The organism is Eubacterium coprostanoligenes (assembly GCF_900167205.1).
Lineage (GTDB): Bacteria > Bacillota > Clostridia > Oscillospirales > Acutalibacteraceae > Eubacterium_R > Eubacterium_R coprostanoligenes.
Map to the genome: position 1 here is coordinate 24297 of NZ_FUWW01000012.1, position 15369 is coordinate 39665.

Genomic DNA, 15369 nt, shown 5'->3' on the forward strand with positions numbered 1-15369 from the left:
AGGCAAAAACGACAATTACTCATCGTTTTTGCCCGTTATTTTGATTTGTTAACCGATCGAAGTTGTGTCTAATTCCAAACCGGTACCGCTCTTTGAACCGCCGGCTAAAATTTCCGGATCAAAGAAGATTGAAGCGCCGCCCTTGGATTCGTCTTCAGTATTTCCGGTGTGGAGATACGACTCGTCAACATTGTTTTTGTGCTTTTCATATTCTTCCTGCGAAATCAAATATACGCTACCCGATTCGGCAATTTGAAGGTCCATAGTTCTCCAATTTGGGAATCTGTGAATATTAATGTAGAAAGTCTTAATATCAACTGTGTCGCCAATAATTGAGCCCCAAATCTCTTGATAGAAGCCGTCAAGCGTTACCTTGCCAAGAGGAGCATAGAACAATGCCGTCATCTTGCCATAAATAGCATTGTATGTGATGTTGCCATTATACGATGCAATAGCATTCGGAAGCTGATAAACATTGTTTTCATCATGACTTGAGCTGTTATAGAATGGGTCAGAAATAGTTACATCGCCATTGCAAGCCACAAGATAGCACATTTTCATATCGGTTGATGTTGAGATGTAAATCTCGTTGTTTGCATAAACCGTTGCAGGACAAGTTACATTGTTCTTGACCGTGCTATGGCTGAGTGTTGCACCGCACTTGTCACACTTATAAGTTATGCTTGGATCATAATTCTTTGTGTAAATCGTGTAGCCGTTAGGGTGCTTTGCCTTATTTGTGCACTTCAATGTTGTATAAACATCACCCGATGCCTTAAATCCGGTCCAGCCATTTCCGGTTGAACCGCCTCCTAAATCAAGGCTTGTTGTTGAGCACTTAACATCGTGACCAAAGTAGGTCAACGAATCGTGGCAAAGTAAGGTTTTGCCAAATGTACGCAAATCATATGTACCCATAAGAGAAGCGTTCTTGTTCAATGTGACATTGCCCATTGCATAAACAGAACCGTTCTTAAACGAGAGTTTTTCCTTAAGATTATATGCAAAAGTCTTAAGAGCCTTAAGAATATCGCCTGCGATAGTTCCGTCACTTTCAAATGATGCGTCTACATGCTTGTAGGTGTCATTATTGTAAGCCTCAGGAAGTACCCACATATTAGAACTGCTACGGAGAGTGACATATCTGTTTGCAAATACATACTGACCTACAACCGTATCGGAGAAGCCATACTGCCTGATATAGCCCGTGTATGAAGCAAGAACTTTGCCGATATAGAACACACCGCCATCAGCAGAGTCGGTATAATCCTCAAGCAAATCGTTGTTAAGTTCCGTTGCTTCATCGCCGGATATAGCACACTGACTGAAATCATTTTTACATACAGGACAATTTGGATTTGCCTCGCTACATCTTGAAGTACAAGTACAAGCAGTTGGATTTTCCTTGTCCGGATCCTCGGCTCGACACTTGGTGTAATCAGTGCCGTTAGAGCCATTGCAGACAGGACAATCTGAACTGTAATTATCATTTGTACACAATTCTGAACAGATACATTCATAAGGTGCTTTACAAGCTTCGGCAGGCTTACTTGCCTTGCCACAAACAGGACAGTCTGCATCATAGTCGCCATTTGTACAATGACCGGTACAAGTACAAACATTGTCGCCTGACTTTGGAGTTACATCACGAAGGGTATCCTTGTATCTTTCGTCATGCTTACCAAGTTCAATATAGCTAAATGCTGTCATATTGCCACTGCAAAATACAGTGGAATTGTCACGAATCTTGATGTTGCTCAAGGTTGCCTTTATTGAGCCGAGAGTATAGATTATGGACTTTGTTTTAGCTTCAAACGAAGTTCCGCACTTTACATCTCCGCCACTATAAAGTGTGCCGTGTTCACGAACGCAGATGTAATTCCAAGCGTTGATATTTTCCTTTGCAAAAAGTTCTGAATACTGACCGACATCAATATATCTGTGAGTAGCAATCTTTCCGCCTGAATATACGCTTGTGTCGTGCATCAACTTAACCATTCCACGAGGAGTGTAGTCCTTTCCGGTTCTGATTTTTGTGCCCGGATAGATATTTACCTTTCGGTCAAGGTCAAGTTTGCCCTGAACATAAAGATAGCAAGCGTTTGCATAGTTGTAATCAAAGTTTGGATTTTGAACAACATTATTGCCATCTCTGATGAAACGAGGTTCGTCATTTGTATCAACAAATGTGCCCTTTGATGCCCAAGTGTCACCGTCATCAGAAACATTGAGCGCTCTGCCGACTTCGAATGCGGTAATCTTGCCCAAAACATCTGTTCTGTTAACGAAATCGCCGTAAACATAGAACTTTGTCATATCGGCAATTCTTGCTCTGCCGTTAAGGAATACACTTCCGTGAACATAGAAGCTGTTGAACATAGATTTTGTTCTGCCCTCACGGAGAGTTTGCTGAACATCAAATCTGTTGTTTACAATGAACTTAAAATTATCATATTCATAGCCGTCAATCTTAAGGCTTAATCCGTTAACAACCTTTTGAAGCCATGTGATAAAGTTAGTTGATGTGTTAACTCCGCCCTTGTCAAGACCGTCAACAATAAGTGTTACATTCTTGTGAGGGGTAAAGATACTATTTGTGAAGAACGAACCGCCAACATAGATATTTGCATTTGAGAAAATATCAAGGTAGTTCCATGTAGCAACACCACCGTAGCTTCCGGCAATATCACCTGCGCCACCGGTACCGTTGGTACTTGTTGCCATATTTCCGCCAACATAAAGATAACTGCTTGCATTGAGGTCATCCTTGCTGTCTACCTTTTCGGAAACACAAATTCTTGTGCAACGCTTTGAAATGAAGTTGCCGTCGCACATAAACAATGTGTTGCGCATCAAAACCGTACCACTGTTTGAGAAGCAGTTGCCTGCAATAAAGGTATTTGAATCAAGCTGTGCAGAAAGGGCAATATAGTTGATTGCATATTTTTCATAAGTATAAGCATCCAAAGAACCGTTAACATACATTGTGCCGTAGTTTTGAACCGTACCGCCTATCTTGTTTTCGGCAGCTCCTTTTTCGCTTGTACCAACCTTAAGATTTCCGCCTGCATAGAATACAGCGTTCTTAATCGGTGCTGAATATTTGCCGTTTCGTCTTGGATAGAAAGTAAAGCCGTTTACGATAGAATATGTGCCCTTCCAGTCACCTGCACCGGTGGTGTTGCTTGCATAGTATCTAATCCAAATGCTCTTTATATAGTAGTTTCTGAACGGATCTTGTTCTCCAAGTTTATTTACATCCTTGGTGAAACCTGCTTCGCCGGTGTAGCCTACTGTACCCTTGGCATGGAAGATACCACCGTTGAAAATAGCCTGACCGTAAGTTGCATCGCCTTCGGATGAGAATATCGGCATTTCATCCTTGTTTCCCGATGTATCGGTATTGAATGTTACATAAGCACCAAGCATAGCGATATTTCCGCCGAAGTGTGCTCTTGAGCCTTGCTCTGCAACTATGGAAGCCTTTGCACCGTAATCATCGTTGTTTGTGCAGTATGCGGCAATCGGATCTTCACCAATGGTTCTCATCCACAAGTAAGAACAAGAATTGTGACCCTTGATGTATGTATCCTGCATAATGTTAATCTTGCCGTAGTTTTGAACATAGCCTACAAAAATAATTGTATTCTTTGATTGCTCGCCGTTTTTGTTCAAGCCACCGATATAGATGCTTGCATTGCGGTTATTTGAGCTACCGTTAAGAATAGATCTGCCCAAATAGTTGCTTGGATCATTTTCTTCAGTACCATAATCCGTTGGCCATGCTCTTGCGTCTGATTCTTCTGTTCCGTCTGCCTTTTTGTAATTTACAAATTCGCCGAATACATAGAACTTGCCGAAATTATAAATTGCAGAGTCGGAATAGAATGCACCGCCACAAGAAAGTGAGCAGTTTTCGCCGACATAAACAGCGTTGCCCTTATTGTTGTTTTCGCCGTTTGAAAAAACATTGCCTGTTACATAAAGGTTTGAATTGCCCTCAACAATAATTGATTCGCCTCGGTTTGGAACAAGATTGCTGCCGCTGATTCCACCCTTGCTATTCTTATCGTTTGCAAGGTTGCCGTTTACGATTATATCATTGTCAAAGAACAAGGTTTGTTCGCCGAAAGCATCAAGTTGACTGTTGAACTCGAGCTTTCCGCTCTTTGTCTTGCCGATGAACACATCAGCCTTTGGACCCGTGAAATCAATGCGGTTTTCGATATTAGAAAGCGCAGATGTTGTTGAGCCGTTATCATTCAAAATCTGACCTATAACATACAATGTACCCTTGACATTGAGTTTGCCGTTGTTAGCAAACTTTATGTTATTGGCACAGAGCATCTGACCTTCTTTGATTGTGATTTCTTCAGTAATCAAAATATTACCGCTTGTGACAATTCTTACACCGTCAGAAACAAAGTTCCTTGACGAGATTGAAATATAAGCTTCAGGGTCAGGAGCATAGAACGAATCATCGGATTTTTCCAATTTGTGTGACGGAATTCTTGCATCCATAGGAGTGAACAATACACTCGCATTCTCTAATGTAACTTTGAAAAGCGGTTGAACAACATTGCCACCGTCTGTTATCTTCAAAAGATAAACAAATGATTTGTTTGCATAAATTTCGTGGAATTTAACACTCTTTCCAAAGCAATAAATTCCTGCAAAATTTTCAAGATACAAATCAGTTGTTAATGGACAGTTAACATTTCCCTCGATATATACAACGCCGCCGTCCTTGATGTAGAATGTCATCAAGTAAGCACAAGTGTATTCGCCATAAACAAACATATTACCCTTTACGGTTTGCTTGTTGCTGGCACCAAGATATTGCGGTGGCTTAACCTTTAAGTCACCGCCGAAATAGAGGTGTGCGCCTGTTTGATAGCAGTTAATCAATCCGCTACTGTGACTGTTTTTGGCGCCTAAACCTTGATAGCCATATATACTGTATACAGCTTTTTCATCCTCGGCATCTGAACTTTCGGCAATCATCATACCGTCACTGTTATTTGAGCGCGGAATATCGCCGTAAACATAGAGTTCTGCCGAGCCTTCCATATAGACATTATTCTTAACGCCGTCTACAAAATACGAAACAGAGTTAGATACATCAGCGTTGCCGTAAACATAAAGTTCTCCGGCAGATGCACGAATTGCACCCTTAGCCGATATATTTCCTTTGACATACATATTACCCTCGTTCCAGAGAGAAACATTTTTGCTGTCATTTCCTATAAACTGAAGTCCTCCCGGACCCGCAAAGGCAAACTTAGCATCTTTCTTATTCCAAATATAATCAATTAAGAAATCTTTATTGCCGGAATCAACAAAGAGTGTGCCCTCATTTTGGATTTTCTGTGCAGAAATCTTTGTGAGTTTAAGATTTGTTCTGTTGATAAGGGTACTGTTTATAGCAAAGTTTTTGCCATATTTGAGAGAGCATTTTGCGTTAATCTCAAAATTATTGGTTGTGATGTCGCCTGTGTCAACATAAATCTTACTACCCTCATAGCAACTGAAAGATTCAACAACACGAACATTAATATCGTGTGCAAAAAAGTTTGCATAGTTTTCGATATTAGTTGCATAAATCTCCGCCGAAGTGCTTGCACTTGCATAGAACATTGCATCGTGATTGTCAAGTGTTCCGTTGGTAATTGTGCCGTTGACGGTAACATTTGAATGGCAATAAACCTTTCCGCAGTTATTGAGATTACTGCCGACCGATACGCTATTCAATGTGCCGAAGCACTCCAACTTGCCATAGTTCAAAATATTGCCGAAATCTTCAATATTAACATTCGATACAAAATCACCGTTGTTTACAAGGGTGTTTATATTGCTGACGCAACCGCCACCGTAAACTTCAATTAAGCCTGTAGCATCATTGATGATATTACTGCCCGACTTAAATCCACCGATGCTGACAACACCGCTGTTTTGAAGACTATTGAAATAGCACAAATTGTTATTTGAGCAAACAAAATTGTTGTTTTCAAACAAGCCTTTTGCAACGATAGAACCTGCAATGCTCATTTCGCCGTCGTTGTCAATATTTGAATTGAATGTTGCGCCAAACGAAGTACACTGAAGTTTACCTGTGCTTGCGTTTGTTACGCTTCCCCCAAATGTTGCGTTTCCGCCAATTTTCAAATTAGCTGTGTTATTAATAATATTGAATATAGCATTTCCGCTTACTTGCAAGAAACCGTTGTTTTCAAGCACACCGTATGTAGAAGCGGTAACATCAACTCTGATTTCAGCACCTGCATTGTTAACAAAACTGTCGTTTACCAAAAGAGTGCCGACCTGAAGTTTACCGCTGTTTGCAAGATTCTTCCAATAGAAGCTTGATTTATCAGAACCGATAATCTTACATTCTTTTTCGTTATTTACAGAATTGAAGTTAGCGGTTTTGCTTATATAAACAGTTGAGCCTCTCGACTTATTTATATTGTATTTATTATTAAGTTCTCCGCAATTTACATAGCCGTAAACCTGGAACAAATTGCTGTTGTTGATTGTTCCGCTGCCTTCGAGATTGCCTTCGTTACCCGGATTTGTTCCGCTCGGAGCAAGACCGACAAGAATCTCACCGAAGTTTTCAGCCGTGCCGTTTATTGTGAGGGTTTTTGTTGCGAGCAATTTTCCGTTTGGAGAAACATTGACATCCTTAACCGTACAACTCTTTTCAACCAAAAGTTTAGCGTTGTCGTTTACTGTAATGCTGTTTGCAGAACCAACCTGCTCAATCTTTACATCCGAATTGACAACCAAATTATTGACATTGAGAGTGCCGATATATGTTGATGTGCCGTCATTGATTGTAAGATTATTTACGGTAATACTGCTATCCTTTGGAACGCAGAATCCACCGCCCTGTTCAACTGTGAGGTCGTTAATATTAAGACCCGGAACCGAAAGGTAGCTTCCGTTATAAAGTATATGGTTGCCATTGCCCTTTTGGAAACCGGAAATTGTACCTGTTGCGCCAAGTGCAAAGACTTTGTTTTCAGGGCTTCTTTTGAACACAAGACCTCCGCAATTAGAAATTGATTGACCTGAAGAATTTTTGCCAAGGAGAAGTTTTACACCCGGATTGAAAGTGAGTGTCTTACTGTCCTGAACATAGATTTCTTCTGATGCAAAAATGTGAGCATTCTCGGCAAATTCTGTTGTTCTGACATCCATCTTTTGGCAGATAACATTGCCAAATACAGAGGTGTACTCTTTACTGCCGGTATTGCTTTTAATCATATCGGTAACAATGAGCGAACCGGAGTCGCAATAATATCTTGTTGCTTTGATTCTATGCTTCTTGTCACCTTGAGTTACAAGAACAGAATCTGTTTTCATAGTAAGGGTGTATTCACCGCTGACATCAACAACGCCCTTGTCGAGATTGTCTGCCCATTCAGTAGGTCTGTTTACAACAACAACAGCATTTTCTCCAATAGTGATGTCACCACTGCTGTTTGTTGAAAGGTCTCTGCCAAGGAATGTTTGAGAACCTTCGCCAAAAATCATATTTCCGCTACCGCCACCATAGAAAATGGCTCTTTGACAGTAAATTTTACCGTTCATAACAATGTCAGAACCGGAAACCTTTCTGATATCGCCGACTGCATAGATTTCACTACCTTTTTCGGCAACCATAGTATTCATAGAAACAGAGTATTTATCTTTTGTGTTTGCTTGATATGAAACAACAACGGAATTTTCTCCAACGGTAAATCCTCCGCCAACTCGGATTTCATATCCGCAAATGAGCTTTGAGTTTTTACCGATAGTGAGAGAGTGACCGTCAACATATACATGACCGTCAACAATTACAGTTGTGTTGTCGCCGATGAAAACATCACATCTTGAAATTTCAACATTACCCTTTACATAAAGATATGTTTGCTTAAGTTCATCTTGAGCATCTTCATCAAAATCCGAATATGATTTGTCGCCGATGATGGTTGTTGCATGACCGCTACTGTTATCCAAGCTAAATGCTCCATCAACCTGAACCTTCGAGCCGGACTTTACGAGAATACCGTATCTCCACGGAGCAATACCGTGTGACCAAGCATTTTCAATTTTTTCATAATAACATTTATCTTCAAGAACAATTCTGTTATCTTCGTGTGGAAAATTATCAGCCGCATATTTTCCGACTGTGCCCTTTTTTGTCCAACCTGTTGTGGATTCAAGAACACGGAGTTCATTGTATTTGTCATTTACCTTTTTGCCGATTTGTTCAGCATTCAGTTTAAAATCATTACGAGTTTCCGCAACAATGCTGTCAACAGACTTTTCAACATTGTTATCCTGTCCCGGGAGCAAACTTTCGTAAGAATACTTCTCGTTGACAACTGTGCCGTCAAGCTTGGTGTAATTCTTTGAAATATTGGCAGTGTTTGTTGTTTCCACACCAACGCTGTTTTCAAGTGTATATCCAAGGTCGGCAAGAGATGCCTCAATCAAAGTTTTGTATCTTGACGGAACTCTATCTGTTCTCAAATCAGCAGGAATAGTGAGTTCTGCTTCATCAATAGAATCGGTAGCGTCCTCAATTTCCTTAATTTTCTTGTCAAAATACGACTTCTTTGTGCCCGATGACATAAGGAACACATCGTCCTTTTTAGGGGCAGAATCCTCAAACCTACTCTCACTTGAAAGAGTAAGTGTGTTTTCGATATAATGCTTTTTCTTTGCTACTGCATTACTGCCGTAGTGCTTGTCATAATCGTGAACAGACGGATTGTTATAATCATCATTAACAAGCACATATTCTTTTTCAAACTTCTTTACTGCATCTTTGCCGTATTTATCTGCATTTTTCTTTGCATAAGAATCAACGACATTTTTAGCGGTGTTGAGTTTGCCGTTTTTGTCATAAATATTTACACCGTTGAACTTGGTGTGATGCTCATCATCACTTCCGTACTTGGCAAGTGTGTATGAATTAACATCCATACTATTACCGGATGAGTCGGTTGAAGTGAGTTTGAACTTAAAAAGAGGAGAAGTTTCCTTGCTTGTAAGCACACCCGATGTTGAGAACGAGTTGTCAACATAAGTATTAGCCTCGCCTTCAGGAACTTTAGACGGGTCATTTGTTGCATCTGCGGCGCTCTTTGAAAATGTGTCGTCTTTGTTTTCAACAGTTGCAAGAGTGTTTTTGAGATTAATTGTTTTTTCAAGCCCGGCTTGTGCCTTTCTGACTGCATCCTTTATGCTTGTTGCATCTGATGTGTCTGAATTTTGTTCATTATCAGCCTTGAGTGTTGTTGAATTTCTTATAGAACGATTAACCGCTCTGATGAAGTACGGCTTAAAGTTTGGTACTTCAATATAACTTGAATATTGTCTGAATGTTTTTGCAATTGCAAAACGATAGCCTGCTTCTGCCTGCTCTGTTGTTTGGTTGAGCTTATGCATCTGCACAACATTTCTATTGGTGTTTTCGCAATCAGCAATATAAAGTTCTGCAGTTTGGTCGCTATCGGTTTTTGTAAATGTGATAACACTGTTTTCCTTGTCTACCTTTGTGCCGTCATACTGAAGCAATGTTGTTTCGTTTGCCACAGGGTCAATGCCCTTTGACAAAACAGGCGCAAGGAAATTGGTCAAAGTGTTGCCACCCTGAGCCTCAAGCATAACTTGGTTTGCCATAGCATTTGTTGCGGCATAAACAATCGACTTTTGGTTTACAAATTCATACTTTCCCTTTGAAATATAATTTAAATTATCAGCTTGATTGATAACAGCATTGTATTGAACCTCCGGAAGAGTAACACTGTTTTCCATATATTCTTCTGCTGTTTCTCTATAGGCGTTTCTCAAGCTCTCTGTGCTTGTAATTCTATCAAAATCCAAATGATTGATTACATTGAGTGCAACTTGTGTTTGCTCAACATACTGATAGTTTCTTACAAAAACACGGGTATTAATGTCTTGTTGAGAACCAATGACAACGCCGACAAGAGAATTGTTTGCAATCTTGCCTGCTGAAAAATCAATCTTATTAACAGCGGTGAAATGAACCTGATTGTAATCATCTTCGGTTTGAACATCGCCTATACATTTTCTATAATCACTTTGGCAAACATCACAATAAGTATTTACATAATTCCTTTTACACAACGACTGACAGATACATTTTTCTTCCTTACCCTCGTAATCTGCGTCTTTGCTGCGGCTTGCCTGAATTGCGTTTACACCGATGCTGATATCAGAGTTTGAGTGAACATCGGCATTGATAATAGCGTGAGAAAGGCTGGCATTTACAAGTTCGTTATAGTTTGGTTCTCCACCGGTCCAGCCAATGATTTTTTGAATAAGGTCCTCATTGATTTTATTAATGAGGTTAACAAATATATTTGTAATTTCCTGTGCATTATTTGTTCTGCCGTTAATCTTAAGTGCCATTTCTTTGTAATTATCTTTTATTTCCGGTGAATTGGCAAAAATGGAATACTTAAGAGTTTCCGGCATTTTGTTATATTGAATATCGCACTTGGCATAACCGGACTTGACGAGAGGTCTGTCTCCGATTCCCGAAAGTGCGGTAAGGTAGCCTTTACGAGTTATTTTTACAGTAACTTTAAGATAGCCTGATGAAATATACTGCCCGTCATCTGCGTCTTTTGCCGCCTCGGTCAAAATACCTTTACGGTCAATTACAACAACAGAACTTGGTTTGTCAGCATCGCCATAGGAGATTTTGGTTTTCAGGTTGCCTGAAGTGATTGTACCAACTTTTCCGTTAGCGATATCAACGCCATTTTCCTTCATATATTTTTCAACGGTAGTCTTGATCGCAGTATCATCTGCCATAAGATTATGCGCAACGGAAACAGTCGCAGAATCCACCGCATTCTGCAACTTTGCCGATTGATAATATATCAAACCGAAATCAACGATAAGCGCAAATATAGTTAAAATAAGAATACTTGCAAATACCGAGATAAGCGCTATATCACCGTTTTCTTTTCGTCTAAACAACTTTTTCAAGGCAATCACTCCTCTTGTTTATTGTTGATAGTTACTGTTTAGGCAGGAATTATTGGATATCCTCTGCCTTTGAGTGAGCAAGCGACAACTCTGTTTGAAGTCTGAAAATCAAATCTTCACACTTGTCAATTGCATCCTCATATATTCTTGAAATTTGAATGAAGCGCTCATCGGTAACATTGGTGTAGTTTTCCTCTGCGCTTGTTCTCAAATTGTTAATTTCCGAACGATTTTTGTCAACCTTCTTTGTAAGGTGAGCCACATCTCTCTTCAAGTTCTCATTTTCTTTTGAGAGTTTTCTGTTTTCATCTCCCAAAAGTCTGTGTTTGCTTACAAGAGAGTCATATTTTTCTTGCAATTCCTTGAGTTGAGAATCGTCAACAACCTTGACAGCCTTTGGAGCTTCGTTGATTTTTTTCATCAATCTTTCTTTTTCTTCAGCTGCAAATTCATTTTTTGCAGTGAGGCTCTTAACCTGTTCTTTAAGCTCATTAACCTCGTATTCAAGCATAGAATTTGTGTTTCGAAGGTCTTTAACCTGATTGTCAAAGTTCTCCGAAGCGTTCTTTTGCACTGTGATAAGGTTTGAAATATATTCATCAACCTGTGCCGTGTCATAGCCCCTAAGTGATTTGTCAAATTCTACCTTGTTATTGCCCAAAATTTGGCTTCTGTCTACAATTTCTTTGTTACTCATTAATCTCCACTCCAAGTTTATAGTTTATTTGAAAGCTAAAACATCACCGACATTTATGCCGAGTTTTTCAGCTGTACCCGCATTCAGTTCGAGGATTTTCCTTGCATTTTTAACCTTTTTTCTAACCTTGTGCGGAGGAACTGCAGGGTCAATAAAAAGTACCCTGTTGTCCCTGTCAAGTGCAACAGTATCTATGGCAAAACGCATACCGAAAGTGTGAATTTCATCGCACGGGGTAAGAAGCAATCCGTGATTTTCCGCCATATTTTTGCGGTACATCAAGCCCATAAATCTGCGCACAAAATGATTTGCATTTTCTACTTCTTCTACAAGCAGTTCGTCGCCCTTGTATGCCTTTAACATTTTCATAATCAGAACATACCACCGCCACCGAATTGATCCATTACCTGAATAATTACCGGACCCATAATGATACAAATGATAGCCGGCAAAATCAAAAGAACGGTAGGAATAGTCATTTTTGTCGGAACTTTTGCTGCCTTTTCTCTGATTTCTTCTCTCTTCGCAACACGAAGCTGTTCAGACTGTGCGGCAAGTACATTTGTAATCGGAATACCAAGTGTGTTCGCCTGAATAACGGCTGAAACAAAGGTTTTAAGCTCGTCAACATCAGTTGAATCCGAAAGTGCCTTGAGTGCGTCATTTCTGCTTTTACCAAGTTGAATTTGCTTAAATACAGTTACAAGTTCATCAATAAGCGGACCTTCCATACGCTCCGACACCTTGAGAAGTGATGCGTCAAAGCTAAGACCTGCTTCCATACAAACGCTGAGCAAATCGAGTGTGTCAGGAAGTTGTGCTCTGATTGCATTTTGGTGACCTTTAATCTTTTGCTTAAGAATTAATGTTGGAGCAAGCACCGAGAACACTGAACCAATAATAATGACGAACCAAAAATAATTTGTTACATCCATCAAAAGCACGCCGATACCGGTGAAAACAATTGTGCCCACAACAGCAACAGCGGTTTTAAGATAGGTAAAACTACCTGTTGACATATGTATGCCTGCTTTACGAAGCTGGAGCGCAAGTTTTTCGGTTTCCTGTCTTTTACGAGCGGATTTTGTTTGCTTATTGCCCTGAGCGTCAAGGTTTGAAAGTTTTTTAACAAGTGGCTTAATATTACGGTCATAGAAAGAAGATTCAATATTTTTATACTCTGCTGTAACAACCTCTTTGCCGATAGACTTCATTCTTTTAAGGTTGTTGTCTTCTTCTTTACCTTTTTTGCCAAATATTGCTATGCTTAAAACCAAAATAAGCAATGCATATGCAATTACCAATACAGCTACCATAGCGTTTCTCCTACATCTTAATGGTGATAATCTTCTTTACAGCAACGAAGCAAAGAACCTCAAGTCCTGCTGCAACGCCCAAAAATACATGTCCCAAAGTTGTTGTGAACAACGGCATAATAAAATCTCTGTTTATAAATAAAAACAGCAGACAAAGAATGATTGGCATAGAACCTACCATGATGGCAGTTGACCTACCGGAAGCGGTAGAAGCCTTAAGTTCTTGCTTAAGTTTCATTTTTCCCTTAATAGAATTTGCAATACCTTCCAAAATTGATGAAAGGTTACCACCGGTTTGTCTTTGAATAAGAACAGATGAAACCATAAGTGGCAAATAGTCGCTCTTGATTCTCTTGTTAAGTCGCTCAAGAGCCTCATCCATAGGCATACCCATTGACATTTCTTCAAGAACAATCGAAAATTCCGAAGCAATTGGATCCGGCATATCCTTTGAAATAGCCTCCATAGCCTGAGTAAAGCTAAGACCGGCACGAAGTGAACTGCAAGAAAGCATAAGTGCGTCCGAAAGCTGAACATCAAACTTTTTTACTCTCTGCTTTTGCTTGATTTTTACTATTGCAAACGGAATCATTGCACCGATAACTGCGGCAATAATTGCAACGGTAATTAAGCTGTCGGATATAAGAAGAATAAAGAGTGCCGGCAAAACCGCGACTATTACCCAAATGAGCAAAAACTCCTCGGGACGCATTTTTATATCCGCACTTTGAAGCTGACTGTAAAGTGCCGATGCAAATTTTACAAAAAAGCCGTTTTCGGTTTCTTTTTTTCTTCTCGTTTTCTTTTTATTTTTTACAAGAGAAACCTCTGTGTAGCCCTCCTTCTTTTTAAATTCCTCCATTCTCTTGTCAGTGGCGATTTTTGAGGCGCCAAAAGTATATGACAAGATAAAAGCAATAACAAAAGCAAGCAGAGCAAATGCCACTGTAATTATGATTACACTAATCGTTGAACCAGTCATTGTTAACCACTACTCCGTTTTCTTTGATTTTTTCAACACATTTAGGAATGATACCGGTAGGCTTAAACACACCCTTAAACTTACCGTTTGAATCATATTCACCCTCGGTTTCATAAGTGAATATATCCTGCATTCTGACAACATCGCCCTCCATACCGACAAGTTCGGAAATAGAGGTTACTTTTCTTGAACCGTCACGCAAACGAGCCTGCTGAACAATAAGATTAATAGCAGATGAAACCTGATCTCTGATAGCCTTTGACGGCAATTCGGAACCGGACATCATAACCATTGTTTCAATACGGGAAATGGAGTCTCTCGGCGAGTTGGCGTGGATTGTTGTAAGTGAGCCGTCGTGACCTGTGTTCATTGCCTGAAGCATATCCAAGGTTTCTTCGCTACGAACCTCACCTACGATGATACGGTCGGGTCTCATACGAAGGGAGTTAACTACCAAGTCACGGATACTGACTCGGCCCTTGCCCTCCATGTTAGCCGGACGGGCTTCAAGAGTGAGAACATGCTCCTGGTGAAGCTGAACTTCGGCAGAGTCTTCGATTGTAATAATTCTTTCGTCCGAAGGAATGTATGACGAAAGTACATTAAGAAGTGTTGTTTTACCCGAACCTGTACCGCCGGATACGATAATATTGAGCTTACCTTTTACGGCAGCCTCCAAAAATTCAAGCATTTTTGGTGATATAGAGCCCCATTTTACAAGGTTATCGGCTGTAATCGGAGTTTTGCCGAACTTACGAATTGTAAGAATAGGACCGATAAGTGAAAGGGGCGGGATAATTACATTTACACGGGAACCGTCAAGCAAACGGGCGTCACACATAGGGCTTGATTCATCAACATGTCTGCCAACCTTTGATACGATTCTGTCAACAATCTGCATAAGATGGTCGTTGTCTTTAAACTGAATGTCGGTAAGAACAAGCTTACCTTTTGATTCAACATAAACATGGTCGTAGCCGTTTACCATAATTTCGGAATATTTGTCGTTGTCAATAAGCGGTTGAATCGGACCGAAGCCCATAATGTCGTCAAAGAGTTCCTTTTTGACCAATTCTCTGTCAACTCTCGGAATACTGAAATCCGGTCGTTCAACATATTCGTCAATGAGCTTTCTCATTCCCTCATCGGAAACATCGGCATTATCGCTACCAAGCTGTTGCTCAATAATCATTGAGTGAATTCGTGCCTTAACATCTGAATATCTGTCCTCAAGAACCGGTCTGATTTTGTCCGAGGATTCGTGATTTGCAAACGCCGACTGTGTTGCTCCCTCCTCGTTTGTAGATGTTGAACTGTATCTGTCAAGTAATCCCATTTATTTATCTTCTTTCATCAAA

The 15369-nt window shown here is 40.1% G+C and carries 6 protein-coding genes; all 6 read right to left on the reverse strand.

Features of this window, described 5'->3' with window-relative positions; translation table 11 throughout:
* Positions 1-48: 48 nt before the first annotated feature.
* The 6 genes from B5D29_RS06015 to B5D29_RS06040 are packed head-to-tail and all read right to left on the reverse strand — an operon-like array spanning position 49 to position 15347.
* Positions 49-11016 carry a TadE/TadG family type IV pilus assembly protein gene (locus B5D29_RS06015; RefSeq protein ID WP_159443414.1) on the reverse strand — a complete coding sequence of 3656 codons (10968 nt, stop codon included), beginning with the start codon at positions 11014-11016 and terminating at the stop codon, positions 49-51.
* A gap of 49 nt (positions 11017-11065) precedes the next feature.
* Positions 11066-11713 carry a DivIVA domain-containing protein gene (locus tag B5D29_RS06020; RefSeq protein WP_078768683.1) on the reverse strand — a complete coding sequence of 216 codons (648 nt, stop codon included), beginning with the start codon at positions 11711-11713 and terminating at the stop codon, positions 11066-11068.
* A 24-nt stretch (positions 11714-11737) separates the two neighbouring features.
* Positions 11738-12082 carry a DUF192 domain-containing protein gene (locus B5D29_RS06025; protein ID WP_078768684.1) on the reverse strand — a complete coding sequence of 115 codons (345 nt, stop codon included), beginning with the start codon at positions 12080-12082 and terminating at the stop codon, positions 11738-11740.
* A gap of 2 nt (positions 12083-12084) precedes the next feature.
* Positions 12085-13029 (reverse strand): type II secretion system F family protein, encoded by a 945-nt coding sequence (locus B5D29_RS06030; protein ID WP_078768685.1) that lies wholly within the window; start codon positions 13027-13029, stop codon positions 12085-12087.
* Between the two features lie 10 nt (positions 13030-13039).
* On the reverse strand, positions 13040-14011 hold the full coding sequence (locus tag B5D29_RS06035; RefSeq protein WP_078768686.1) for a type II secretion system F family protein: 972 nt from the start codon (positions 14009-14011) through the stop codon (positions 13040-13042).
* A complete protein-coding gene (locus B5D29_RS06040; protein WP_078768687.1) occupies positions 13992-15347 on the reverse strand; it encodes a TadA family conjugal transfer-associated ATPase in 1356 nt (451 codons plus the stop codon). The genes B5D29_RS06035 and B5D29_RS06040 overlap by 20 nt, the downstream gene beginning before the upstream one ends.
* Between the last annotated feature and the right edge of the window lie 22 nt (positions 15348-15369).

Coding starts and splice junctions, on each gene's coding strand:
- B5D29_RS06025 (WP_078768684.1), bottom strand. CDS start 12,082: ATGAAAATGTTAAAGGCATACAAGGGCGACGAACTGCTTGTAGAAGAA.
- B5D29_RS06040 (WP_078768687.1), bottom strand. CDS start 15,347: ATGGGATTACTTGACAGATACAGTTCAACATCTACAAACGAGGAGGGA.
- B5D29_RS06020 (WP_078768683.1), bottom strand. CDS start 11,713: ATGAGTAACAAAGAAATTGTAGACAGAAGCCAAATTTTGGGCAATAAC.
- B5D29_RS06035 (WP_078768686.1), bottom strand. CDS start 14,011: ATGACTGGTTCAACGATTAGTGTAATCATAATTACAGTGGCATTTGCT.
- B5D29_RS06030 (WP_078768685.1), bottom strand. CDS start 13,029: ATGGTAGCTGTATTGGTAATTGCATATGCATTGCTTATTTTGGTTTTA.